This is a genomic window from candidate division WOR-3 bacterium (genome assembly GCA_039803925.1).
Lineage (GTDB): Bacteria > Hydrothermota > Hydrothermia > Hydrothermales > JAJRUZ01 > JBCNVI01.
In genome coordinates, this window is sequence record JBDRZL010000001.1 from 40,703 (window position 1) to 64,452 (window position 23,750).

Annotated in this window: 26 protein-coding genes and 2 tRNA genes; 14 read left to right on the forward strand and 14 right to left on the reverse strand. The window is 30.2% G+C overall.

Features of this window, described 5'->3' with window-relative positions:
- The first annotated feature begins 6 nt into the window (after positions 1-6).
- From ABIN17_00195 to ABIN17_00230, 8 genes are read left to right on the forward strand one after another with little or no spacing between them, the layout of a single operon-like run.
- Positions 7-1,266 carry a TolC family protein gene (locus tag ABIN17_00195; protein ID MEO0283481.1) on the forward strand — a complete coding sequence of 420 codons (1,260 nt, stop codon included), beginning with the start codon at positions 7-9 and terminating at the stop codon, positions 1,264-1,266.
- Positions 1,263-2,438, forward strand: coding sequence for an efflux RND transporter periplasmic adaptor subunit (locus ABIN17_00200; GenBank protein ID MEO0283482.1), 1,176 nt, complete (start codon positions 1,263-1,265; stop codon positions 2,436-2,438). The genes ABIN17_00195 and ABIN17_00200 overlap by 4 nt, the downstream gene beginning before the upstream one ends.
- Entirely contained in the window at positions 2,435-3,115 is a 681-nt protein-coding gene (locus ABIN17_00205; GenBank protein ID MEO0283483.1) for an ABC transporter ATP-binding protein, read from the forward strand. Before ABIN17_00200 ends, ABIN17_00205 begins: the two co-directional genes overlap by 4 nt.
- 26 nt (positions 3,116-3,141) lie before the next feature.
- Positions 3,142-4,407 carry a phosphopyruvate hydratase gene (gene eno / locus ABIN17_00210; GenBank protein MEO0283484.1) on the forward strand — a complete coding sequence of 422 codons (1,266 nt, stop codon included), beginning with the start codon at positions 3,142-3,144 and terminating at the stop codon, positions 4,405-4,407.
- Positions 4,408-4,439: 32 nt separating this feature from the next.
- A complete protein-coding gene (locus ABIN17_00215) occupies positions 4,440-4,625 on the forward strand; it encodes a hypothetical protein (protein MEO0283485.1) in 186 nt (61 codons plus the stop codon).
- Between the two features lie 19 nt (positions 4,626-4,644).
- Positions 4,645-5,511, forward strand: coding sequence for a bifunctional 5,10-methylenetetrahydrofolate dehydrogenase/5,10-methenyltetrahydrofolate cyclohydrolase (locus ABIN17_00220; GenBank protein ID MEO0283486.1), 867 nt, complete (start codon positions 4,645-4,647; stop codon positions 5,509-5,511).
- Positions 5,495-6,559 carry a site-2 protease family protein gene (locus ABIN17_00225; GenBank protein ID MEO0283487.1) on the forward strand — a complete coding sequence of 355 codons (1,065 nt, stop codon included), beginning with the start codon at positions 5,495-5,497 and terminating at the stop codon, positions 6,557-6,559. The genes ABIN17_00220 and ABIN17_00225 overlap by 17 nt, the downstream gene beginning before the upstream one ends.
- Positions 6,560-6,564: 5 nt before the next feature.
- On the forward strand, positions 6,565-8,532 hold the full coding sequence (locus ABIN17_00230) for an acetoacetate--CoA ligase (GenBank protein ID MEO0283488.1): 1,968 nt from the start codon (positions 6,565-6,567) through the stop codon (positions 8,530-8,532).
- A 5-nt stretch (positions 8,533-8,537) separates the two neighbouring features.
- On the opposite strand, the gene ABIN17_00235 is transcribed toward ABIN17_00230, so the two are convergent.
- Positions 8,538-8,870 carry a hypothetical protein gene (locus tag ABIN17_00235; GenBank protein ID MEO0283489.1) on the reverse strand — a complete coding sequence of 111 codons (333 nt, stop codon included), beginning with the start codon at positions 8,868-8,870 and terminating at the stop codon, positions 8,538-8,540.
- Positions 8,871-8,963: 93 nt separating this feature from the next.
- Between ABIN17_00235 and ABIN17_00240 the strand changes: the two genes are divergently transcribed.
- The 6 genes from ABIN17_00240 to ABIN17_00265 all read left to right on the forward strand — a co-directional run bounded on the left by ABIN17_00240 (position 8,964) and on the right by ABIN17_00265 (position 13,299).
- Positions 8,964-9,035: transfer RNA gene (locus ABIN17_00240), tRNA-Met, on the forward strand.
- A 15-nt stretch (positions 9,036-9,050) separates the two neighbouring features.
- Entirely contained in the window at positions 9,051-9,371 is a 321-nt protein-coding gene (trxA, locus tag ABIN17_00245; protein MEO0283490.1) for a thioredoxin, read from the forward strand.
- A 2-nt stretch (positions 9,372-9,373) separates the two neighbouring features.
- The gene (locus tag ABIN17_00250) at positions 9,374-9,646 is read left to right on the forward strand and encodes an Asp-tRNA(Asn)/Glu-tRNA(Gln) amidotransferase subunit GatC (protein ID MEO0283491.1); all 273 of its coding nucleotides are present in this window, start codon (positions 9,374-9,376) and stop codon (positions 9,644-9,646) included.
- Positions 9,639-11,042, forward strand: coding sequence for an Asp-tRNA(Asn)/Glu-tRNA(Gln) amidotransferase subunit GatA (gene gatA, locus ABIN17_00255; protein MEO0283492.1), 1,404 nt, complete (start codon positions 9,639-9,641; stop codon positions 11,040-11,042). Before ABIN17_00250 ends, gatA begins: the two co-directional genes overlap by 8 nt.
- Complete coding sequence (gene gatB, locus ABIN17_00260) at positions 11,035-12,435, forward strand: Asp-tRNA(Asn)/Glu-tRNA(Gln) amidotransferase subunit GatB (GenBank protein MEO0283493.1); 1,401 nt, start codon at positions 11,035-11,037, stop codon at positions 12,433-12,435. Before gatA ends, gatB begins: the two co-directional genes overlap by 8 nt.
- 84 nt (positions 12,436-12,519) lie before the next feature.
- Positions 12,520-13,299, forward strand: coding sequence for an SDR family oxidoreductase (locus ABIN17_00265; protein ID MEO0283494.1), 780 nt, complete (start codon positions 12,520-12,522; stop codon positions 13,297-13,299).
- Positions 13,300-13,301: 2 nt separating this feature from the next.
- Here the strand turns inward: ABIN17_00265 and ABIN17_00270 are convergent, their stop codons facing one another.
- The 13 genes from ABIN17_00270 to ABIN17_00330 form a co-directional block, all read right to left on the reverse strand.
- Complete coding sequence (locus ABIN17_00270) at positions 13,302-14,459, reverse strand: acyl-CoA dehydrogenase family protein (GenBank protein ID MEO0283495.1); 1,158 nt, start codon at positions 14,457-14,459, stop codon at positions 13,302-13,304.
- Between the two features lie 38 nt (positions 14,460-14,497).
- Positions 14,498-15,862: a tRNA uridine-5-carboxymethylaminomethyl(34) synthesis GTPase MnmE gene (gene mnmE / locus ABIN17_00275; protein ID MEO0283496.1), complete on the reverse strand. Its 1,365-nt coding sequence runs from the start codon at positions 15,860-15,862 to the stop codon at positions 14,498-14,500.
- Position 15,863: 1 nt separating this feature from the next.
- Positions 15,864-16,457 carry a Jag N-terminal domain-containing protein gene (locus tag ABIN17_00280; protein MEO0283497.1) on the reverse strand — a complete coding sequence of 198 codons (594 nt, stop codon included), beginning with the start codon at positions 16,455-16,457 and terminating at the stop codon, positions 15,864-15,866.
- Entirely contained in the window at positions 16,454-17,824 is a 1,371-nt protein-coding gene (gene yidC / locus ABIN17_00285; protein ID MEO0283498.1) for a membrane protein insertase YidC, read from the reverse strand. Before yidC ends, ABIN17_00280 begins: the two co-directional genes overlap by 4 nt.
- Before the next feature lie 26 nt (positions 17,825-17,850).
- Positions 17,851-18,084 (reverse strand): membrane protein insertion efficiency factor YidD, encoded by a 234-nt coding sequence (yidD, locus tag ABIN17_00290; GenBank protein ID MEO0283499.1) that lies wholly within the window; start codon positions 18,082-18,084, stop codon positions 17,851-17,853.
- Entirely contained in the window at positions 18,081-18,407 is a 327-nt protein-coding gene (gene rnpA / locus ABIN17_00295) for a ribonuclease P protein component (GenBank protein ID MEO0283500.1), read from the reverse strand. The genes yidD and rnpA overlap by 4 nt, the downstream gene beginning before the upstream one ends.
- Positions 18,389-18,523: a 50S ribosomal protein L34 gene (rpmH, locus tag ABIN17_00300; GenBank protein ID MEO0283501.1), complete on the reverse strand. Its 135-nt coding sequence runs from the start codon at positions 18,521-18,523 to the stop codon at positions 18,389-18,391. The genes rnpA and rpmH overlap by 19 nt, the downstream gene beginning before the upstream one ends.
- Positions 18,524-18,575: 52 nt before the next feature.
- Positions 18,576-19,850 (reverse strand): Ig-like domain-containing protein, encoded by a 1,275-nt coding sequence (locus tag ABIN17_00305; protein MEO0283502.1) that lies wholly within the window; start codon positions 19,848-19,850, stop codon positions 18,576-18,578.
- 14 nt (positions 19,851-19,864) lie between these two features.
- Entirely contained in the window at positions 19,865-21,577 is a 1,713-nt protein-coding gene (locus ABIN17_00310; GenBank protein ID MEO0283503.1) for a hypothetical protein, read from the reverse strand.
- A 30-nt stretch (positions 21,578-21,607) separates the two neighbouring features.
- A complete protein-coding gene (gene cutA / locus ABIN17_00315; protein ID MEO0283504.1) occupies positions 21,608-21,916 on the reverse strand; it encodes a divalent-cation tolerance protein CutA in 309 nt (102 codons plus the stop codon).
- Between the two features lie 16 nt (positions 21,917-21,932).
- Positions 21,933-22,005 (reverse strand) — tRNA-Lys (locus ABIN17_00320).
- A 163-nt stretch (positions 22,006-22,168) separates the two neighbouring features.
- Positions 22,169-22,804: a DUF4388 domain-containing protein gene (locus tag ABIN17_00325; GenBank protein ID MEO0283505.1), complete on the reverse strand. Its 636-nt coding sequence runs from the start codon at positions 22,802-22,804 to the stop codon at positions 22,169-22,171.
- A 1-nt stretch (position 22,805) separates the two neighbouring features.
- The gene (locus ABIN17_00330; GenBank protein MEO0283506.1) at positions 22,806-23,750 is read right to left on the reverse strand and encodes an acetyl-CoA carboxylase carboxyltransferase subunit alpha; all 945 of its coding nucleotides are present in this window, start codon (positions 23,748-23,750) and stop codon (positions 22,806-22,808) included.

Genomic DNA, 23,750 nt, shown 5'->3' on the forward strand with positions numbered 1-23,750 from the left:
GAAATTATGATTTTAATTTTACTTTTACTAAAAATTGATTCAGTTAAAATAAATCTTGATGAATTTATTAAACTTGCCTTTAAAAAAAATCCTGAAATAAAAATGGAAGAAAAGAGTGATCTTTTAAGAAATGTTGATTTTATGAATTCAATTTTTGACAATTTTCCAACAATTAGTGCTCAGGGTAGTTATTCAGATACAAGAAGGGGAATAAAAACATTTATTCCAGGAGTCCCAACCCCCATTTTTTACTCAGTTAGTAAAGGTTATACTTTTACCACATCAATAAATATACCTATTTTTTCTCCTTCAAATATTACAGGTTCTTTAAATTCATACTTTGAAAAAGAAAGAGGCAGATTATATTTAACCGAATATAAAATGAAATTTATTTATGAACTTGAATCAAAATACTTTAATGTTTTAAGAACAAGAAATATCTTAAAAGCAGTTCAAAAGAGTATTGAAAGAGCTGAAGAAAATTATAAACTTGCTGAAGAAAAATATAAAAATGGGTTAATTTCTTATTTAGATTTTATGAATATAAAAATTCAGGTTGATGATGCCTATTTAAATAAAAGTCAGGCTGAAAAAAATTTTTATGACGCCCTTTACAATTTTAACTACATAATCGGTGAGGAAAAAGATTTTCTTTACATTCCCTTAGATATTGAGATAGAAACTCTAAAATTTGAGGAAAAAGAGAAAAATCTTTTTTATCCTGTTGAATCTGAGAAACAGGTAAAAAAGGCACAGAACTTAAATTTTATTTACAGTGTTTTTTCTTTTATGCCAGAGGTTTATCTTTCTTATTACTATTCCTTTTCTGATTCATCCCTAAATTTCCTTTTTAGAAATCCTGAAAGCTCAAAAGGTCTCTATGTTACCTTTTCTTTAAGATTCTGGGATTATCCCTTTAATATTTTAAGAAATAAAATCAGAAAGGATTTTGAAAATGAAAACTTTAAGAGAATTTATCTTTTATCTAAAATTAATTATGAAAAGTCAAAAAGAGAAATAGAAATTTCAAAAAAAGCACTTGATATAGCAAAAGAAAAACTTAAAAACTCTGAGATCGGATATAAGTATGCAGAAGAGAGTTTTAAACTGGGAAAGTTATCCTCAATTGAATTAAGACAGGCTGAAGAGAATTTAAAAAATTCTGAAGTTGATTATATTAATTCTCTTTATAACTATAAACTTTCTGTATCCTTTTATCTTTATTTAACAGGAAATTTAACCTATAAAGAAGGAGAAATAAAATGAAGAAAATCTTAATAATATCCGGAATAATTCTTTTACTCATAATTTTAATTTTTCTCAATTTAAAAACTGGAAAAAAAGAAAAATTTGTTGAAATTGAAGTGGTAAAAAAGGGTTTTATATCAGAAAGTGTTAAAACTTACGGAACTATTGAAGCTTACAAACAGGTGGAAATCAGTTCTGAAGTTATAGGGAAAATAAAAAAAATTTTTTTTAAGAAAGGAGATTTTGTTAAAGTAGGTGATCTTCTATGTATTATTGATCCATCTGAATATGAAACTCAAAGAGAAAAAATAAAATTAATGTTAGAGGAGGATTTGTATAAGTTAAAAATGGCAAGAATTAATTTTGAGAGAGAAAAAAATTTATATGAAAAAAATTTAATTTCACAGAAAGAATTTGAAAATGCTGAAGCAAATCTTAAGGCAATTTCCTTTAAGGTAAAAGAAGATAGTTTTAGTTTAAAAGAAATAGAAAACAGGTTATCAAAATGTTATATAAGGTCTCCTATTGATGGAGAGGTTATTGAGGTTTATAAAAAGGAGGGAGAAATCGTTATTGCAGGGACAGTTAATAATCCAGCATCTGTTATAATGATAATTGCTGATAGGAGCAAAATGATAGTAAAATGTGAAATTGATGAGACAGAGATTCCAAAAATAAAAAGAGGGCAGAGGGTAAACATAAAAGTAGATGCATTTCCCGACACAATTTTTAGAGGTGAAGTTGCAAGAGCTTTTGGATTTGTTAGTTCTTCTTTTAGTTCTAATTTAAATAGAACTACCGAGACTCCAAAATTTCAAGTAGAAATTGATATGTTAGAAAAAAATGATTTTCTTATTCCAGGTATGAGTGCTTCCTGTGAGATTATAACAGCAGAAAAGGATAGTGCAATTACACTCCCTTATTCTGCTCTTGGTAGAGAAAAAGCTGAAAAGATTGAATCAGAAAACAGAGAGCCCAAAACTTTTGTTTTCCTTATTAAAAACTCAAAAACAAAAAAGCAATATGTTAAAACAGGTATAAAAGGGCTCACAAGAATTGAAATTGTAAAGGGACTTAGTGTTTCCGATACAGTAATAACAGGACCTGAAGATATTCTAAAAAAACTTAAGGATGGTGAAAAAGTAAAAATTAAATCAGAAAAAGAAAAGAAAAAGTCAAAGACAAAATGATTTTAATTGAACTTTTGGATATTAAGAGAATTTATATTATGGGGAAAACTTTTATTAATGCTTTAGATGGCATAACACTTAGAGTTGAAAGAGAAGAGTATATTGCAATTATGGGTCCATCAGGTTCTGGAAAAAGCACTCTTTTACATATAATTGGATTTCTTGATAGACCTACTGAAGGTAAATATATTTTTAAAAGTAAGGACATATCAAATTATTCAGAGGATGAACTTGCTGAAATAAGAAACAGGGAAGTGGGTTTTGTTTTTCAATCTTTTCATCTTATTCCGAGAATAACTGCAATAGAGAATGTTGAGTTACCTTTAATATATATGGGTCTTCCAAAAACGAAAAGAAGGGAGCTTGCTGAATATTATTTAAAAGAAGTAGGACTTTATGAAAGAAGGAATCACAGGCCTCATGAACTTTCAGGGGGAGAAATGCAAAGGGTAGCAATAGCAAGAGCACTTGTGGGAGGAGCAGAAATTTTACTTGCTGATGAACCAACAGGCAATCTTGATACAAAGTCTGGGAATGAAATTTTAGATATTTTTGACAGGTTAAATGAAAAAGGTAAAACAGTAATTGTAGTAACCCATGACCCTTTTGTATCAAAGAGAGCAAGAAGAATTATCTATTTAAGAGATGGTAAAATAGAAAGAGAAGAATTGCAATAATCTATTTTTAATTCTTACAATTTATTATGAAAATAAAGGATTTAAAAGCCTATGAGGTTCTTGATTCAAGGGGTAATCCTACCCTAAAAGTTGTATGTATCCTTGAAAATGGTGCTAAAGGTTCTGCTTTTGTTCCATCAGGGGCTTCAACAGGAACTTTTGAGGCACTTGAATTAAGGGATGGTGATAAAAAAAGGTTTCTTGGAAAAGGTGTTTTAAAAGCCATAAGTTCTGTTGAAAATGAGATTGCTCCAAGAATAAAGGATATGGAGGTTTTTGAACAGAGAAAAATTGATGAGCTTATGATAAATCTTGATGGAACAGAAAATAAATCAAGACTCGGGGCAAATGCTATTCTTGGTGTTTCTCTTGCTGTTGCAAGGGCAGCAGCTCATGTAGCAGGTGTTCCTCTTTTTAGGTACATTGGTGGCGTAAATGCCAATTTTCTACCTATACCTATGATGAATTTTATAAACGGTGGTGTTCATGCAGATAATCCAATTGATATCCAGGAGTTTATGGTAGTTCCGATTGGATTTTCTACATTTAAAGATGCATTAAGAGCAGGTTCTGAAGTTTATCACACTTTGAAAATCTTACTTAAAGAGAATGGTTTACAAACTTCAGTGGGAGATGAGGGTGGTTTTGCACCTTTTATAGAAAATACAAAGAAGGCACTTGATTTTATTCTTAAAGCAATAGAAAGGGCTGGATATAAACCAGGGAAAGAAATTTATCTTGCATTGGATGTTGCGGCTACTGAGTTGTGGAATAAGGAGGAAGGAACCTATCGTATTGAAGGTAAGAGGCTCAACTTTGATGAGTTAATGAAGTTTTATTCAGATATAATAAAGAATTATCCTATTTTTTCAATTGAAGACCCTCTTGCAGAAGAAGATTGGGAAGCATGGAAAATTTTTACCTCTGAATTTAAGGATAAAATAATGATAGTTGGTGATGATATCTTTGTAACAAATGAAAAAAGATTTTCAAAAGGAATAAAAGAAAACATAGCAAATGCCATTCTAATAAAATTAAATCAGATAGGAACTTTGACAGAAACGCTTGATGTTATAAATATGGCTAAGTCAAATAATTATAACACTGTTATTTCTCATAGATCAGGTGAAACTGAAGATACTTTTATATCAGATTTATCAGTTGGTACCAGTTCTCTTTTTATAAAGACAGGTGCAGTTGCAAGAGGGGAAAGGACCTGTAAATATAATAGATTGCTTGAAATTGAAAGTGAGTATAAGGGAATTTTCTGGGGAAAAAAGTTAACTCTGTGAAAAACAGAAATTTTATATCTTTTATCCTTTTAATGTTTCTACTATTATATTTTTTAATATTTGATAATTACGGAGTTTTAAAATACATTTCCCTTAATAATGAAATTAAAAAAGTAGAGGAAAGGAAAAATTTTATATTAGCAAAACAGATACTTTATAAGGAAAGAATTAAATTTTTAAAATCAGATCTTGGTAAAAGATTAAAAAAATACTTTTAATATGAAAAGGGAGGGGATTATGGCTAAAATATTGGATGGAAAACTTGTTTCCTCTGAATGGAGAAAAGAAATTCATAAAAAGGTTCTTGAACTTAAAGAAAAGGAGGTAATACCTTTTTTAAATGTTTTTCTTATCGGAGATAACCCGGCTTCTCTTTTGTATGTAAAAAATAAAAAACAAACTGCTGAGAAGATTGACATAAAGTGTGAAATAATACATTTTCCAGGTGATATATCTAAAGAAAAATTAAAAGAGGAAATTAAAACAAAAGGGGAAGACAAAAATATTCACGGTATAATAGTTCAACTTCCTCTGCCAAACCATCTTGACCCTGAAGAAATCGCTGAGTTTATACCACCTGAAAAAGATGTTGATGGTTTTACTCCCTATAATCTTGGAAAACTTGTTAGAGGGAATCCTATATTTATTCCTGCAACACCTTATGGAATTTTAAAAATTCTTGATTATTATAAAATATCTGTTACAGGAAAACATGTTGTAATTGTTGGAAGAAGTAACATTGTCGGAAAACCAATGGCTCTCTCTTTATTACTCAAAGGAAGAGATGCAACAGTTACAGTCTGTCATTCAAAGACTGAGAATTTGAGTAAAATAACACAGGAAGCAGATATTTTGATAGTTGCAGCAGGTGTTAAAAGATTAATTAAGAAAGATTTTGTTAGAGAGGGACAGGTTGTTATAGATGTGGGTATTCATAAGGAAGGGGATTTGTGGATAGGTGATGTAGATTTTGAAGAGGTAAAGGATATTGTTGATTATATAACACCTGTTCCCGGGGGTGTAGGACCGATGACAGTTGCTGGCTTACTTGCAAATACCTGTAAAAGTGCAGAACTCTTAACTAAAAATGGACGATATCACTAAAAGGGTAGAAGAGATTTTTGTAATTCACGATTCTTACATTAAGAAGGGAAAAACTGTTTATATAGGTTATTTTATCACACCTGATGTAAGGGAAGGATTATTTTATCTGAAAGAGAGATTAAAGGAAATAAATTATGTTCCTTCTATTTATAAATTAAAGGGAATTTATTATGCTCTTGAAGTTCATCCTGAATACAAATTAAAGACAAAGGATTTTGTTGTGCCTCTTATTTTATTTTTATTAACAGTAATAACAACAATGTTTGCTGGTTCAATGCATTATCTTGCTGATTTTGAAAAATTTTTGAAGGAATTTCCAAAATCCCTTTTATACGGTTTCCCTTTTTCCTTTGCACTTCTTTCAATTCTTTTATCCCATGAAATGGGTCATTTTTTAACAAGCAGAAAATATGGAGTTGAAGCAACTCTTCCTTATTTTATACCTGTTCCCCATCCCCTTGTGGGAACTTTTGGTGCTTTTATAAAAATGAAATCAACAATTCCTGATAAAAAAACTCTTTTAAGAATAGGAGCTGCAGGTCCATTAGCAGGAATAATAGTTTCAATTCCCTTTACTATCTGGGGTATACTCAATTCAAAAGTAGTTACAGGAAGAGGGGAAGGAGGTTTATTTCTTGGTGATCCCCTTTTATTTAAGTTTCTTTTCTCCATAATAAGAAAAGATATTCCACCTGATGCAAATGTTTTACTTCATCCTGTTGCCTTTGCTGGATGGATCGGTTTTTTTGTAACAGCAATGAACCTCTTACCCTTTTCACAGCTTGACGGTGGTCATATAATCTATGCTTTAGTTGGAGAAAAGTTTCAAATTATTCAATTTTTTCTCTTTCCCTTTTTAATTTTAATGGGATTTTTCTGGCCTGGCTGGTTTTTCTGGGGATTTTTGCTTGTTTTATTCGGGCTAAGACATCCACCACCTATAGATAATATAACACCCCTTGAAAGAAAAGATAAGATAATAGGAATTATCTGTATTGCTGTTTTTATATTAACCTTTCACCCTGTTCCTTTCAGTTTAAGAATTTAGAAAAGATGAAAAAAAACCGCAGGGTATTGTGGGAACCTGATAAAGAAATTATTGAAAATTCCAATATTAAAAAATTTATTGAGTATGTGAATAGAAGGGAAAATTTAAATTTTAAAGATTATTTTTCTCTTTATGATTTTTCAGTTCAAAACATAGAAAAATTCTGGGAGTTTTTATGGGATTATGTTTCTATAATTTATTCCCAAAAATTTTCTTATATTGTTGATGATTTAAAAAATTTCCCTGGTGCAAAATGGTTTTTGGGTGCTAAATTTAATTATGCTGAAAATTTATTAAGGTTTAAGGATGAAAAAATTTGTTTTGTAGAAATTAGAGAAAATGGCGAAAGGAAGGAGATTTCTTATAAAAAACTCTATGAACTTACTTCCCTTTTAAATTCTGCTTTAAAAAAGATAGGATTAAGAGAAGGAGATAGAGTAGCTGCCTATATGCCGAATATATACGAAACTCCACTTTTTTTACTTGCCTCTTCATCCCTTGGAGCAGTTTGGTCTTCCTGTGGAACAGAAGTTGGTATTAAAGGTGTTATTGATAGATTTTCTCAAATTGAACCGAAGATTTTATTCACTGTTGATTCTTATATTTATAAGGGAAAAAAGTATGATAATCTTGAAAGAATCAAGGAGATTTTAAATTATTTACCTTCTGTTGAAAAAGTTATTGTTGTAAATTACAAAGATAAAAAGAAGGATATTTCCTTTATCAAAAATGCAATTTATTTTCATGATTTTATTAAGGATGAAAAGTTTAAGGATATAGAATTTATTCAGGTTTCCTATGAACATCCTCTTTTTATAATGTTTTCTTCTGGAACAACAGGAAAACCTAAATGTATTGTGCAGAGTGGAATGGGTGTCTTAATAAACCATTTAAAGGAATTAATTTTACATACAGATTTAAAAAGAAGTGATGTTATAACATATATAACAAGTCCTTCCTGGATGATGTGGAACTGGTTAATGAGTTCTTTATTTGTTGGTTCAAAAATTGTTCTTTATGATGGAAATCCCCTTTACCCTGATGAGGGAAGGATGTTTGAGCTTATTGAGGAAGAGAGAATAACGATTTTTGGTTTAAGTGCTTCTTATATCAATCATCTAAAAAATAATAACTTTAGGGCAAAGGGAAAGTACAATTTAAAAACATTAAGAGAAATATCACAGACCGGGTCACCCCTGTCTGAAGAAGGATTTATATATGTTTATGAAAATATAAAAGATGATTTATGGTTAAATTCAATTTCAGGTGGAACGGATATAAACGGTTGTTTTGCTGCTGGAAGCCCTACTTTAAAAGTTCATGCAGGTGAGCTGCAGGCAAGGGCACTTGGTATGAAGGTGAGTGTTTACGATGAAAAAGGTGAACCTATCTATGATAAAGTTGGAGAACTTGTATGTGAGGCTCCTTCTCCATCTATGCCCTTATATTTCTGGGGTGATAAGGATTTCAAAAAATATAGAGAAACCTACTTTGAATTTTTTAAAAATAAAAATGTCTGGAGACACGGTGATTATGTTATATTACATTCAGAGACACAGGGTTTAACATTTCTGGGAAGATCAGATTCTACTTTAAAAATTCAGGGAGTAAAGATAGGAACTTCAGAGATTTATAATGTGGTACAAGAGATAAAAGAAATAGAGGATAGTCTTGCTGTTTCCAAAAAATATGGTGATGAGGAAAGATTGATTTTATTTGTAAAATTAAAAAAAGGTTATTCTTTGAATCAGGAATTGATTGAAAGGATAAAGAGGGAACTTAAAGAAAAGGCTTCACCAAGACATGTTCCCTTTAAGATAATTGAGGCGCCCGATATTCCCTATACCTTTAATATGAAAAAAGTTGAAATTGCAGTTAAAAATATTTTGAATGGAATTAAAATTACAAATAAAGATTCAATAATAAACCCTTCTTCTCTTAAATTTTTTGAAAAAATAAGCAAAGAAATTTAAAGTAACTATTTAAATCCAGGATAGATGATATATATTGAAAGAGCTATCCCCATTATATCCCAGATTAGATCTTTGAAACTGAAAAGTTTTTTTTTCTTCTTATCCCATATTTCTTTTCCTATTGAGGCTGTGAGGGGTATTGAAGTAGAAATGTATAATGCTTTTTCTTTTTCCAGCTTCAAAGAATAATATGATTCAAAGTATAAAAAGTTTGTTAATAATAAATTAAAGTAAAAGTGTTTAAATTTGTCTTGAGAGAAAAAATAATCACCTCTTTTTGTCCTTAAAGACTCCTGATTGGCAGAAATTAGTAAATTGAAAAATAAAAAGTTTATCATTTTATATTTTAAGAGAATTTAAAAGGCTAATTTAAAAAAAGGTTAGAATCGATATTGAAAATGAAAGTTTTTTATGATATAATAATAAATCATCGCGGGGTGGAGCAGTGGTAGCTCGTGGGGCTCATAACCCCAAGGTCGCAGGTTCAAATCCTGCCCCCGCAATTTCATTGTTTCTTCATGGCTATTCCTGAAATCACAGATAAGGATTTTGAAGAAAAAGTTTTAAAATCAACTAAACCCTGTGTTGTTGACTTCTGGGCTGAGTGGTGCCATCCATGTAAAATGATTGAGCCCTCAATGGAAGAATTATATTCTGAATATAAGGACAGGGTTAATTTTTATAAAATTAATGTGGATGATAACTCTGAAACTCCTTCAAAATTCTATGTTATGAGTATTCCAACACTGCTTTTTGTTAAAAATGGAGAAGTTGTAGATAGAATCATAGGAGCTGTTCCTAAAAGCACAATAGAAGAAAGAATTAAAGATCTTCTTTAAAATTGAATTTAGAAAAAGAAGTTGAAAGAATTTTAGAACTGGCAAGACTTCAAAAAAAAGAAAAATATCTTGAACATTTTATAAAGATTTTAGAATTTTTTAAAAAAATTGATGAGCTTGATTTAAAAGAAGAAAAACCATTTTTTTACCTTGAACATTTGCAAACAGATTTGAGAGAAGATAAAGTTTCAGATTTTAAAGATAGAGAACTTTTATTTAAAAACTCACCTCTTAAAAAAGGGAACTTTTTTGTCACAGAAAGCCCCATTGAGTAAGGTTAAGGAGATTATTTCCCTTTATCAGAATAAAAAATTATTACCCTCTGAAATAGTAAAAGAATATTTTGAAAAAGCTAAGAAAAATGAATTTAATTCCTTTATAACTTTAAATGAAAATATCTTTGAGGAGATAGAAATACTTGATAAAAAAGTAAAGGAGGGTAAAATTGAGGGAAAACTTTTTGGTATTCCCATTTCAGTAAAGGACAACATTCTTGTTAAAGGATTAAAATGCACATGTGCTTCTCGTATGCTTGAAAATTACATTGCTCCTTATGATGCCACATGTATAGAAAGAATAAAAAAGGAAAATGCCATTATAATTGGTAAAACCAATATGGATGAATTTGCTATGGGTTCTTCAAATGAATACTCCTTTTTTGGACCTGCAAGCAATCCTTTTGATAAAGAGAGAGTTCCTGGTGGTTCTTCCGGTGGCTCAGCAATTTCAGTTGCTAATAATGAATCTATTCTTTCTCTTGGTTCTGATACAGGAGGTTCAATCAGATTGCCAGCTTCCTTCTGTGGTGTTTATGGTTTAAAACCCACTTATGGAGCAGTATCAAGATATGGACTTATTGCTTTTGCTTCCTCTCTTGATCAAATAGGACCTTTTTCTAAAAATATTGAGGACCTTGAAATAATTTTTAATGTGATAAAAGGAAAAGATGAGAGGGATAAAACAAGTTTTAATTTACCTGAGGAAAAAAGGGTTTTAAAATTTCCCTTAAAAATAGGAGTTTTAAAAGACTCTTTCTCAGAAGATGTTGAAGAGGAAATTAAGATTCACCTTGATGAGTTTATAAAAATTCTTGAAAAGGAAAAAATAGCGATAGTTAAAGAATTTAAAATGGAAACCTTCCAGTATGCGATTCCTGTTTATTATATAATAGCCTGTGCAGAAGCATCATCAAATCTTGCAAGATATGATGGGGTTTTATATGGTCATAAATCAGAAAGTAAAAATTTATGGGAAATGTATGAAAAAACAAGAACAGAAGGATTTGGAGAGGAGGTAAAAAGAAGAATTTTGCTTGGAACATTTGTTTTGAGAAGCGGTTATTATGAGGAATATTATTTAAAGGCTCAGAAGATAAGAACAAAAATTCTAAAAGAATTTATGAAAAATTTTGAAAATTTTGAACTTTTACTTATGCCAGTATCACCAACTCTTCCCTTTAAAAAAGGAGAAAAACTGAAGGACCCTATAAAAATGTATCTTTCAGATATTTTTACTGTATCTATCAATCTTTCAGGTCTTCCTGCTATTGCTTTCCCTTACAGATTTTCAAAATCAGGGCTTCCAGTTGGTTTTCAGTTTGTAGGAAAGTTTTTTGATGAATACTTATTTTTTGAACTTTTAAAAAAAATAGAGAATATCTTAAATGGATGATTTTGTGATCAAAATAGGACTTGAAATTCATGTTCAATTAAAAACAGAAAGTAAAATGTTTTGTCCTTGCAAAGTAGATGTTGATTCAGAACCTAATAAAAATATTTGTCCTATATGTACTGGGCAGCCTGGTATTCTTCCTTCCCCAAATAAAAAAGCAATATACTATGCTATATTAGTATCCCGCGCTTTAAACTGCAAAATTCCGGATTTTTTATATTTCTCAAGAAAAAATTATTTTTATCCAGATCTTCCAAAGGGATATCAAATAACTCAATATGGAATCTCAACAGGTATAGGAGGAGAAGTTCCTGTACTTTTGGATAAAGAAATCAAATATTTTTCCATTGAAAGGATTAATCTTGAAGAGGAAACTGCAAAATCCTTTCATATTGAGGGAAAAGTCTATCTTGATTTCAATAGATGTGGAATCCCGCTTCTTGAAATTGTTACACCTCCAGTTTTTGATTCACCCTTTGTGGTTATTAACTTTTTAAAGTCTTTGAGAAAAATTTTAATGTATTTAAATGTTTCTGATTGTAATATGGAAAAGGGTGAGTTCAGGGTGGATACCAATGTTTCAGTGAATTTAAAAGAAAAAATTTCTGATCACAGGGTTGAACTAAAAAATTTAAATTCTTTAAGTGCAATAAAAGATGCCCTTTTTTATGAAATAGAGAGACAGAAAAATCTTCTTTTGAAAGGAGAAAAGATTGAAAGAGAAACAAGATTGTGGGATGAAGAAAAGAAAGAAACAAGGTTAATGAGAAGCAAGGAGTTTGTTGAAGATTATAGATATTTTCCAGAACCTGATATTCCTCCTTTTAAGGTAAAAGAAGAATGGCTAAAAGAAAATTTGCCCCCTCTTCCTGATTATTTTTATAAAAAACTTATTGAAGAGGGTGCAGAATTTAAAGAAATAGAAGTTATAACATCTTCACCCTTTCTTGCTGATTTTACTTTAAAAGTATTAGAGAAAATTCCCTATAAAAAGGTAAAAGGATGGATTTTAACCGAAATTTTACAACATGTGGAAAATGTGGAGGATATAAAAAGTTTACCCTTTTCTACCTCTGAGTTTATAGATTTTTTAAATAAAATATTAAAGGGAGAAATCCCAAGACACCTTGGACAGGAAATTATTAAGATTTCAATGCAAAATAATTTACCTTTAAATAAACTTATCGAAGAAAAAATAGAGATAAAAGGAAAATCTGAGATAGAAGAAGTTATAAAAGAAGTAATAGAGGAAAATGCCCATGTTGTGGAAAAGATAAAGTCAGGAAAAGTTTCAGCAATTTCTTTTCTTGTAGGAAGGGTTATGGAAAAATTGAAAGGTAAGGCTAATCCAAAAGAGGTTAAAGAATTATTAGAAAAGAGACTTCTTAATTAACTTTTATTTTTTTTATTTGCTTTATAAATTTAAATTTCATTAAAATTATAAACTGGTTCAAATCCATAAATTTATAAATATGTTATGAAGGGAGAATACGGTTTAATTCTTGGTTCATCAAGTGGTTTTGGAAAAGCAACATCCCTTTATCTTGCAGAAAAGGGAATAAATATTTTTGGTGTTCATCTTGATAGAAAAAGTACAATGCCTGAAGTTGAAAAATTAATTAAGGAGATTGAAAGTAAGGGTGTTTTTGTAAAATTTTTCAATGTTAATGCTGCGGACCATGAGAAGAGAAAAGAGGTAATCCATGAGATAGAAAAAATTCTTAAAAAGGAAAGAAAATATTTAAGAATTTTTTTGCATTCAATTGCATTTGGAACTTTGAAGCCTTACATAGGTCATAATAGGATAAAACCTCCTGATATGGAAATGACACTTGAAGTTATGGGTAATTCTCTTGTTTGGTGGGTTGTTGATCTTTTTGAAAAAGGATTGCTTGGAAAAGGTTCAAGGGTTTTTGCTATGACAAGTATGGGTTCTCAAAGGGTCTGGGAAAGTTATGGTGCTGTTTCTGCTTCAAAAGCCCTTCTTGAGTCCCATATAAGGCAGCTTGCCTTTGAACTTGCAAAATTTGGAATAACCGTGAATGCTATACAAGCGGGTATAACTGATACTCCAGCTTTAAGAAAAATTCCGGGTCATGAGAGAATGTTGAAATTTGCACAAACTTTTAATCCTTCTGGAAGAATCACAAGACCAGACGATGTTGCAAAAGCAATTTATGCACTTTCATTACCTGAAACTCAGTGGATAACGGGAAATGTGATAAGAGTTGATGGTGGAGAGGCTATAGCGGGTTAATTTTAAACCTTCATTTTTCTTCTTGCTTCTTTTAAAAGTTCAGATGCAATTATATTTTTCATTATTTCATTTGTGCCTTCATAAATCTGTGTTATTTTAGCATCCCTCATCATTTTTTCCACAGGGTACTCTTTTATATAACCGTATCCGCCAAAAATTTGAACTGCTTCAATAGTTACACTCATTGCAACATCGGAAGCGAAACATTTTGCCATTGCAGATTCCTTTTCAGGTTTTTCTCCTCTATCAATAGCTTTTGCGACCTGGTATGTAAGTGCACGGGCTGCTTCTATTTTCATAGCCATCTCAGCTAATCTATGTTGTATTGCCTGAAAACCGGAAATTGGCTGACCGAACTGTTTTCTCTGCATTGAATACTCTGCTGCTGCATCAAGAGCTGCCTGGGCAATTCCGATAGCCTGGGCTGCTACACCGGGTCGTGTATATAAAAATGTATGAGTTGCAACAAAAAGACCCTGTCCTTCTTTTCCAATCAAATTTTCTTCAGGAACAAAAACATCTTCAAAAATAACTTCACCTGTTGGGGAAGCTCTTATTCCTAATTTATCTTCTTTTTTACCAAGTTTTAACCCCTTTGTCCCCTTTTCAACAAGAAAAGCACTCATTCCTCTTGGTCCTCTTTTAGGATCAGTTAAAGCAAATACTGAATAAAAATCAGCAACATGTGCATTTGTTATAAACTGTTTTACTCCATTTATAACATATCCCCCATCTTTTTTTATTGCTGTTGTTTTTATACTTAAAGCATCACTTCCTGCTTCTGGTTCAGTTAAACAAAAGGAGGCAATTTTTCCTTTAGCAATTTCAGGTAAAACTTTTCTTTTGAGTTTTTCACTTCCAAAAAGAATAATTGGGAAAGTTCCAAGTGCGGTTCCTGCAAGAGAAAGAGCAATTCCAGCACATCCCCAGGAAAGTTCCTCAACTGCAAGACAGAGAGCAAAAATTCCCATCCCCAAACCATCATATTCAGGAGGGATAAAGACCCTGAAAAGGTCTGTTTCAGCCATTACTTTTACTATTTCATAGGGGAATTCGCCACTTTTATCATATTTATCCCTTACGGGAATTATTTTTTCTTCTGCTATTTTTCTTGCAGTTTGTTTAATCATTAATTCTTCTTCAGATAATTGATATAACATTTTTTTTAAAAAATTTTTTTAAAGGGATTTGAACCTTTCTATTTTCCAACACAAAAGTCAGAAAAAATTTTCTGTAAGATTTCATTATCAATATCTTTTCCAAGAAGTGTATTTAAATTTGAAAGGGCATTTTTTAAATGTAAACCTGTTATTTCTTCCCTTCCTTCTTTGAGTGTTTCTTTACTTTTCTCAATTTCGTAAAGAATTTCCTTTAATTTTGATTCTTCATATAGGGTGAGAGAAATTTCTGCTGATCCAGATTCTTTTTCAAACCTTTTTTCAATTTCTTTTACTAAATTTTCTAAACCAATACCTTTTAAAGCACTTATTTCAAAAACTTCATCTCCTAAATCTTTTAAAATATTTTTGTTCCATTTAATTTTTTTATCCATTTTGTTAATCACAAAAATAAAATTTTTTTCTTTCTTTAATTTTTTTATTTTTTTTAATTCCCTTTCAAGAGGTTTTTTCTGACTGTCAAAAATCCATATAATTATATCAGATTCTTCAATAATTTTTTCTGTTTTTTTTATTCCAATTTTTTCTATTTTTGAAGGTGTTTTTAATCTAAGACCTGCTGTATCGTAAATGATAGAATTTATACCCTTTATACTTATATTTTCTGAAATATAATCCCTTGTAGTACCAGGAATTTCACTTACTATAGCCCTTTCCTTTTTTATTAATTTATTAAATAGAGTTGATTTTCCTACGTTTGGTGCACCACAAATAGAAATTTTAAAACCCTCAAAAACCCTTTTTGAATTTTCAGATTCCTCTAAATATTTTTTTATCTTTTTTTCTATTTTTTCAATTTTTTTAAAAATACTTTCTTTTCGGAAAGGGGGAAGGTCTTCTTCTGGATAATTCAAATTTACTTCAATTTCTGCTGAAATTTCTTTAATATCTTCGAATAAATTTTCAAATTTTTTTCTCAAAACTCCTTCAAGTCTTTTTAGGGATATCTCAAGGGCTTTTAAGTTCTCTGATTTTACTATCTGATTTATAGCCTGAGCCTGCAATAAATCCATTTTTCCGTTTAAAACCGCCCTCATTGTAAATTCTCCTGGCTCAGCAAGTCTTGCTCCTAATTTAATTAGTATTTTCAGAATAATTTCAGGAATAATTATTCCACCATGAGTAAAAATCTCAGCCATATCCTCACCTGTGTAGCTTTTTGGTTTTTTATAATAAACCCATTGAATTTTATCAATTAATTTTTTCGTATCAGGTTCATAAATTTTACCAAGGTACATTTTTCTTTCAATATAGGGTGGAGGAGGTTTTAATATTTTGGAAAGAATTTCAAAAGTTTTTTCTCCTGAAATTCTAATAATGTTTATAGCTGAATTTTTGGATACAGAGGTAGAAATGGCGCAGATTGTATCTTCTAATCTAAACAAATTAGGTTAAAGGGGCAATAATCAGATTTTTTCTCTCGCCCCTTCCAGCAGTGTAAATTCTTATACCTTTTTCCTTCTTAAGAGCTCTTCTCACTAATTTTTCTTCTTCTTCAGTAAGGGGATCAAAAGTTATTTCCCTTTTTATTTCTTTCACTAACTTTGCTACAGCTTTAGCTTTATGAATTATAAAAGAATGTCTTTTTCTTTTATAATCGGATATATCTAACCTTACTTTCAAATCCTTATACTTTTTTCTAAAAATCTGATAAAGAATATGCTCAAGAGCCTTTAAAGTTTCTCCCTTTTTACCTATTAATAGATTATCAGACCTTCTTGTTGAAATATTTACATGTATTCTTGGAGGGTGAAAGGCAAAGTTTATTTTACCTTTATCTTTTAGTATATCAAGTAACCCATTTAAAAAATTTTCTATGAGTTTAAACTCTTCCCATTCAAGGTATACTCTGATTTTTACATTGTTTTGGTTTTCATTTAAGATTTCAATTTTAACATCCTCTCTTTTTGCACCTGTTTCATTAAGTGCCTTTTCAATTGCCTTTTCAATCGATTCAGCTTTTATTTCAATATATTTCATTTTTTAAACCTCTTTTTAATTAACATTGTTTCAAATAAACCAATTATATTATATAATAACCAGTAATATACAAGTCCAGCAGGAAAGTTTAAAAATATAATTGTAATAAAAACAGACATAAAAAGTCCAATTCTTTTTGTATCTTTATCCTGAGATGGTTGAATAATCTGCTGTAAAAGAGAGGTTAAACCCATGAGAACTGGTAACACATAATAGGGATCCTTGCTGGATAAATCCTTTATCCATAAAAATAATTCACTTCCTCTAAACATAATTTCATTTGTTAAAACTTGATATAAAGCCCAGAATACAGGTAATTGTAAGAGTAAAGGTAAACAACCTGAAAAGGGATTAACTCCCATCTCTTTATAAAGTTTTAAAATTTCTTCATTTAATTTCTTTGGATCATCTTTATAAGCTTTTTTTAGAGCATCCATTCTTGGCTTTAACTCTTCCATTTTTTTCATTGCTCTAAGTGATTTTATTGTTAAGGGAATAAATATTATTTTCATCAAAAGGGTGAAAATAAGAATTACAAGGCTAAAATGTTTAGTAATGTCATATAGAAAATTAAATGAATAGAGTATGAAAATAGTAAAAGGTTTGACAATAAAAAATCCCATGGGATAAAGTTCATGAAGCAAAAATCCCTCTTTTTTCAAAACAAAATAGTCTTTTGGTCCTATATATGTAATAAATGAGTCCCTGTTTTCATTTATTAGTTTAAAAAATTTCCCTTCCTTATATTCCTCTCCTTTTATTATTTTTTTGTAATATTCAGGTTTTATAAGGACTTGCACAAAATATTTGGTTTCACTACCTATCCATAGTGTATTTTCTCCTGCAAAGTCAATATTTAAGAAATTATTATAGTTATGTCTTTTAACTTTTCCCTTACTGTACTCAATATAATGATAAATTTTTTCATCCCCTTTATCAATTAATGGTAATGTTGAAAATAAAAAATAATTGGTATTTATAAATTTAGATTTTAATTTATAACCCTTTTCAAGGATAAATTCTTTTGAAACTTTTCCATCTGGTGAGGAAAATGATATTTTATTACTTGTAATTTCTTTAATTTCTAAAATAGAATCAAAAGGTGACACAAAATTATAAAAATTTATTTTAACATTCTCCTTGCTTATTAAGTCTCTATACTTTTTCAATATTATTTCCTTTATAATCCCACCTTTTTCAGAAAAAACAATTTTTAAATTCTCATTTTCAATAATGAAGCTTCCGCTCTCTTTTAAATTTAAAGATTTAAGTTCAGTTTTTGTAACTTTCTCTTTTAACTCTTCTTTTTTTTCCTTCGGTAAAAGTTTTAAAAGCAAAATGTTATAAATTATAAAAAATAATAACAAAAATAATATCAAGGTAAAATTTCTATTCATTTTCTGAATATTATTTTTAAATCCTCTTCAGGATAGTTTATTCCACCCTTTGAAAAGGGGTTACATCTCAAAACTCTCCATAAAGAGAGTAAAAGCCCTTTAAATATCCCATATTTTTTAACTGCCTCTTCCGCATAATAACTACATGTCGGATAAAACCTACAGGAAGGGGGAAATAAATTTGAAAAAAGTCTCACTGTTTTTATAATAAGAATAATTAAATTTCTCATTTTTCCCATATTTCTTTTATTTCTTTTTCCAATTCCGTAAATTTAGAATTAAGAATTTCACTTTTACCTATAATGACAACATCATATCCTTTAAATAGTAATTTATTTCTTCTAAAAACTTCTCTTAGGAGTCTTTTAATTCTATTCCTATCATGAGCCTTTAATTTTTCTTTTTTTACTGTAAAAGCTACTTTACCTTTACCCTTTCTATAAAAGACTAATAGCATTTTTCCCTTTTTAAATTCACCTTTTTGAAAAATTTCATTAATTTCCTCTTTTTTTAATCTCTCAGGAAGTTTAAAATTTATGGCGAAAGTCTCCATCTTCCTTTTTGTCTTCTTCTTTTTAATACTCTTCTTCCTCCTTTTGTTTTCATTCTTGCTCTGAAACCGTGTCTTCTTTTTCTTTTTATTCTACTTGGTTGATATGTCCTCTTCATTTTTAGAAAGGTTTAAAGGGGCTTTGAACCCTAAAGAAGTTTTGTTTTTAATTTAAGGTATGCTTAAAATCTTGTTATCTACTTCTTCAATTCCTCCTATATTATCGCCATTTGAGTCAAGTTTTAATCCAGCGGCATCCTTCACATTTTTGCTTATCCATAAATATACAGGCTCGTTTTTATTGGATAAAAGTGTAAGTTCAATATACGTCTTTTTATTATCATGATTTTGAAATTTTCTCATCCCAAAGGGAATTGCATCCTGAAGATAATTCCGAAAAACCTTAATAGTTCCAAAATTGATAGTGCTTGTATCCATAAGTTCATCAAACCAGAAGGTTATTATATTATTGGTCCTTGAATAATTTTCAAAAGATGGAAAATCAGTTCTTGAACTATCTGGTGCGAAAGTTGCAAATAATATTTCTACCCTGTCAATTCTATCTATTTCAGAAATACCATTATTGTTACCATCAAGGGAATTACCTGCTGTATCTTTTAAACTTGTATTTATAACAAGTTTATAAACTTTACTGTAATCAAGAGTAAAACCTTTAAAAATTATGTTTGTTCTTGATGCAGGGGTATCTACCTGGAAACGAGGTGTTCCAAGAGGAATTTCTGTATTTGTTTCATATTCATAAAGATGAAAAGCACCTTGAACTGAACTTTGATCTATATCTATTGTAAAGAATCTTACATGCACACTATCCCTTGTTCGAACCAATCCACCGAGAAGAGCTGGATTCGGTGAAATCAAATTTTGAAAAATGCTAATAAATCTGGGAGGATTGTGATCAGGATCAGGAACAAAATTTCCTCTCCTTGTCCATAATGTTCTGTAATAATAATCAAGGTTTCCTTCAGCAATTCCGTTTTCATTTCCATCAAGTGGATTTCCTGAGAGGTCTTTTGCAGAGCTTCTAATAATTACTTCATACTTGGTTGAATCAGCATAACCTACATTTGGTGAAAGTTTATAAATTAATCTATTACTTTCTTTCTCATATTTCCATGAACCTGAAGGAACCTGATTTCCTCTTCCACCAATTACTTTTATCTGAACAGATGATAAAAGGGAATTTTCATCCATTGGTTCTGAAAAATAAATAAAAATTATATCCTGTATATCAGCAAGTGTCGTATCATAATCTTCAAGGACTCTGTCCCCATCAAAGGTCTCTACTGAGAGTACTCTTGGAAGTGTATTTTCTTTTATAAACTCATTTCCAAGCTCACCTGGTTCAATTGAGAGTGATTTTCTTTTACATGAGTATATACTTAAACTAACAATCACTATTAAGCTTAAATATAAAAATTTCTTCATTTTGGGACCTCCTTTTAAAATTTAAATATTACTGAGACCTTCCAACTTGCTAAATTTGTTAAATTTGAAAAACCCATTAAATCCATTGAAAAAGTCTCTCCTATTTTATATGAAAGACCATAAGCAAAGTTAACACCTGATGTTTTGCCCTTCTGTAAATTTCTTCTTCCTGTACTTATCTGTTGAGGATCAACTACTATAGTCTCTGTTCCATCTCCTCTTACTGTTCTTGTTACCCTTGTAGAGGAATATAAGGGAGTAAAAGTTCTTTCATCTTCAGTAAATACAAAGTAAGGATTTGCACCGAGCCTGAATAAAATGTTTTTACTTAATTTCATTTCGCAGGCAACCGGTAACTCCACTCTCCTTCTTGAAAGAGAAAATTCTACTTCATCACTTCTTGAAAAAGCTATTGTAGTAATATAATCATCGGGGTCACTTAGCTCATTGTCACCATCATTAAAAGTATTAACATTCTGGAAATTTGAATCTGTTCTTAAAGTTGAGTTAAAAATGTAATTTGTGAAGAAAAAGCCAAATGCGAAAAATACTCTTTTTTCAGTATCTATAAATCCTTTAAATCTGTATCCTAAAAGAATTTGATTTCCTTTATCCTCATATTCTATTGAACCATTTGTTTCGTTTGTGATTCTATTTTCTCTTAAAGTACCTGTACCAATATCCTCTCTTAAATATATATCTTCAAGCCTCTTAAAAGGAGTATTTCCTTTTGAAATTCCTGAACTTAAAAAGGTAAAGTACAAATTGTCTTCTGATTCATAGTTTTGGTTTACGATTCTTCTTGTAAAAAATCTTATAAAATATGAACTTCCAGAAGGATTAAGGTTAAAAAAGGTTTGGTAAATTCTATCTTCTCTTGAAAGCGACCCGCCAGGATTAAAATCTGTATAAGCTCTTGTATAAATATCTTCCATAATTTTTATACTATTTATTCCATATCCAATCTGTAAACCAAGATCCGAGTTTAATATTAACTCTTTTATATACAAACCGGCACCAAACATATTATTCTGAAATGTAGAATCTCTTTTCCCTAAACCAGTCCATTCCTCTCTTTCAAGAAGTGTTCCGTTTACATTATCTCTTTCTTCTCTAAGATAATAAAGATTACCAAAGGGATTAAAAATTGGATGACCCGCTGGCTCAAAAAATTCTCCAAATTTTGAGTGAAAGAAAAATAGTCCTCCTATCATATTGCCCATTTCCCTTGCAGCTCCGAGGAAAAAGGGGTTCTCTTTTGTTTCTCTAAATGAGGATGATATTATTTTTTCGGTATGGAGAGAATCTAAACTTCCATTACCATCTGTATCATATCTTTCAGAGATGAAATTTTCTGTTTCACCTCTTCCACCTAAAAAATTTGGTTGAGGTGTTTTTAATGTTTGATGAGCGTATAGTAAAGATAAGGGGACTAAATTTCCAAGAGGTTTAAAGGTATTTTTAAAACCAAACATAAAATATGCCCCATCAATACCGGAAAAAGGCATATCATTATTTGTAGCAATATTTGAGAGTCCTGAGAATAATATATTTTTTTCAACCTCAAAGTATCTTCCTGGATCAAGTAATAAATCAAGGTCATCTTCTATAAGACCCACTGTAGATAGATATCTAAAAGATCTAAATCTATCACCTATAAAAGGTGGGTTAACCTGAGATATGAGAACTCCATATATGAGCAAAAAAGGTATATATTTTAATTTCATAAATTTAAAAATTTTTATAAGGATTAGAACCTATTTTAAAGTATCATCTATCCATTTTAGGTAATCTTCATTACCTTTTTCAATTTTAAAATAAATAATTTCGGGAACTTCATAGGGATGATTTTTTTTAATGAAATTTTCAAGTTCCCTAAATTTTTCCTCTTTTGTTTTTATGATAAGAAGGTATTCTTCTTCCTCTTCAATTTTATCCTTCCATTCAAAAATGGAATTTACTTTAAAATAATTAACACATGCTGCAAGTTTATTTTCAATAATTTTTCTTGAAATTTCATAGGCTTTATCTTTTCCTTGAGTTGTACAAAAAACTATTATATACATTTTTTGATTTCTTCTATGCACCGCCCGGGAGTCGAACCCGGAACCCTCGGATTAAGAATCCGATGCTCTGCCTGTTGAGCTAGCGGTGCTTTTAATAAATTTTAAAAAAAGACCCTATAAAAAAACAAACCCCAGGGATAATAATCCCTGGGGCAGGAGGGGGTATGGGGTCCTCATCTTTTCCTACCCTTAACCTATTACATGGGGTATTATTTATAATATCAAAAAAAAATTAAAATTTCAAGTTCCTAATTATTTTTTTCTGAAAAATCCAAAAAAACCTTTGTCCTTTTTCTCTTCTTCTTTTTCTTTTTTCTCTGTTTCAAATTTTTCTTTTTTTTCTTCTATCTTTTTTATTCTTACAAGACCTAATCCTATTAAACCGAATAGAATTTTTGCTGTTTCAATTTCACCCATTCTTAAAATATTTGCGAGTTCTTTAATATTTCTTTTTCCATCAATTTGGGAAAGAACCCTCCATTCATCGGCATTTAAATTAATCACCTCAATATCTGTATTTGGGTTAGGTTCAAGTTCAAAAACTGTTTCAAGAGAAGGTATAACCTTTTTTATCCTGTTCCATTCATCAATTTTTCTTGCAGCTTCCATTATCATTGTTGGAATTGGTATATTTAATGTTTTTTTGTCAGTCTTCTGTCCGATTTCAAATCTGAATTTACCCTTATCCCATTCAAAAATTTTTGCTATAGCAAGGTCATCGGTTTCACCTCCACATTCTGCATGAACTACTATGGAATTCTCAATAAAAATTTTTGCCTTTTCACCTGAAGGATGTTCAATAATTAAAGTTCCATCCTTCCTTCCCATTTGAATTATCTGTAAAATATCTGTTAATTCAAAATCTTCAAGTGTTCCTTCAAGTGCCATTTTAAACCTCTCTGTATATTCCTATTTTAAGATACTTTTCCCTTCTTTTATTTTTCAATTCCAAAATTGTCTCTTTTTTCATTTCCTCAACATCTTTTAAAATTTTTTGCCTTACAATCCTATAAACATATTGAGGATCCTTATGAGCCCCACCAAGAGGTTCATCAATTATATCATCTATAATACCAAATTCTTTTAAATCTTGTGAGGTAAGCCTTAAATACTTAGCTGCCTTTTCTGCTTTTGAAGAATCCCTAAACAAAATTGCAGCACAACCTTCAGGTGAAATAACAGAATAAATGGAATATTTAAGTGCATAAACCCTGTCTCCAACTCCTATAGCAAGGGCACCACCTGAACCTCCTTCACCAATTATAAAGGTTATTATTGGAACATTAAGATCAATCATTTTATAAATACTTTGTGAAATAATCCATGCCTGCCCCCTTTCCTCTGCTCCTATTCCAGGGTAAGCACCGGGTGTATCAACAAGTGTTACTACAGGTATATTGAATTTTTCAGCAAGGTTAAAAGCTCTTATTGCTTTTCTGTAACCTTCAGGATTTGGCATACCAAAATTTCTTTTAATCTTTTCTCTTGTATCTCTTCCTTTCTCTTCACCAACTATAACAAAGGAAAATTTTTCAAGTTTCCCTATACCAGCAATTATTGCTGGATCATCTGAAAAAGCCCTATCACCATGTATTTCAAAAAAATCTTCAAATACATTTTTAATATAATCAATAGAATGTGGTCTTTCAGGATGCCTTGCAATCTGAGTTATATTCCATGGACTTAAATTCCTGTAAACGTTCTCCATTACTTTACTAAGTTTTTTTTCTAACCTTTCAATTTCTTCAAGAAGTTCTGGTCTTGATTTAGAGAGCTCCCTTAATTCCTTTATTTTTACTTCAAGTTCGTATACAGGTTTTTCAAATTCAAGCAT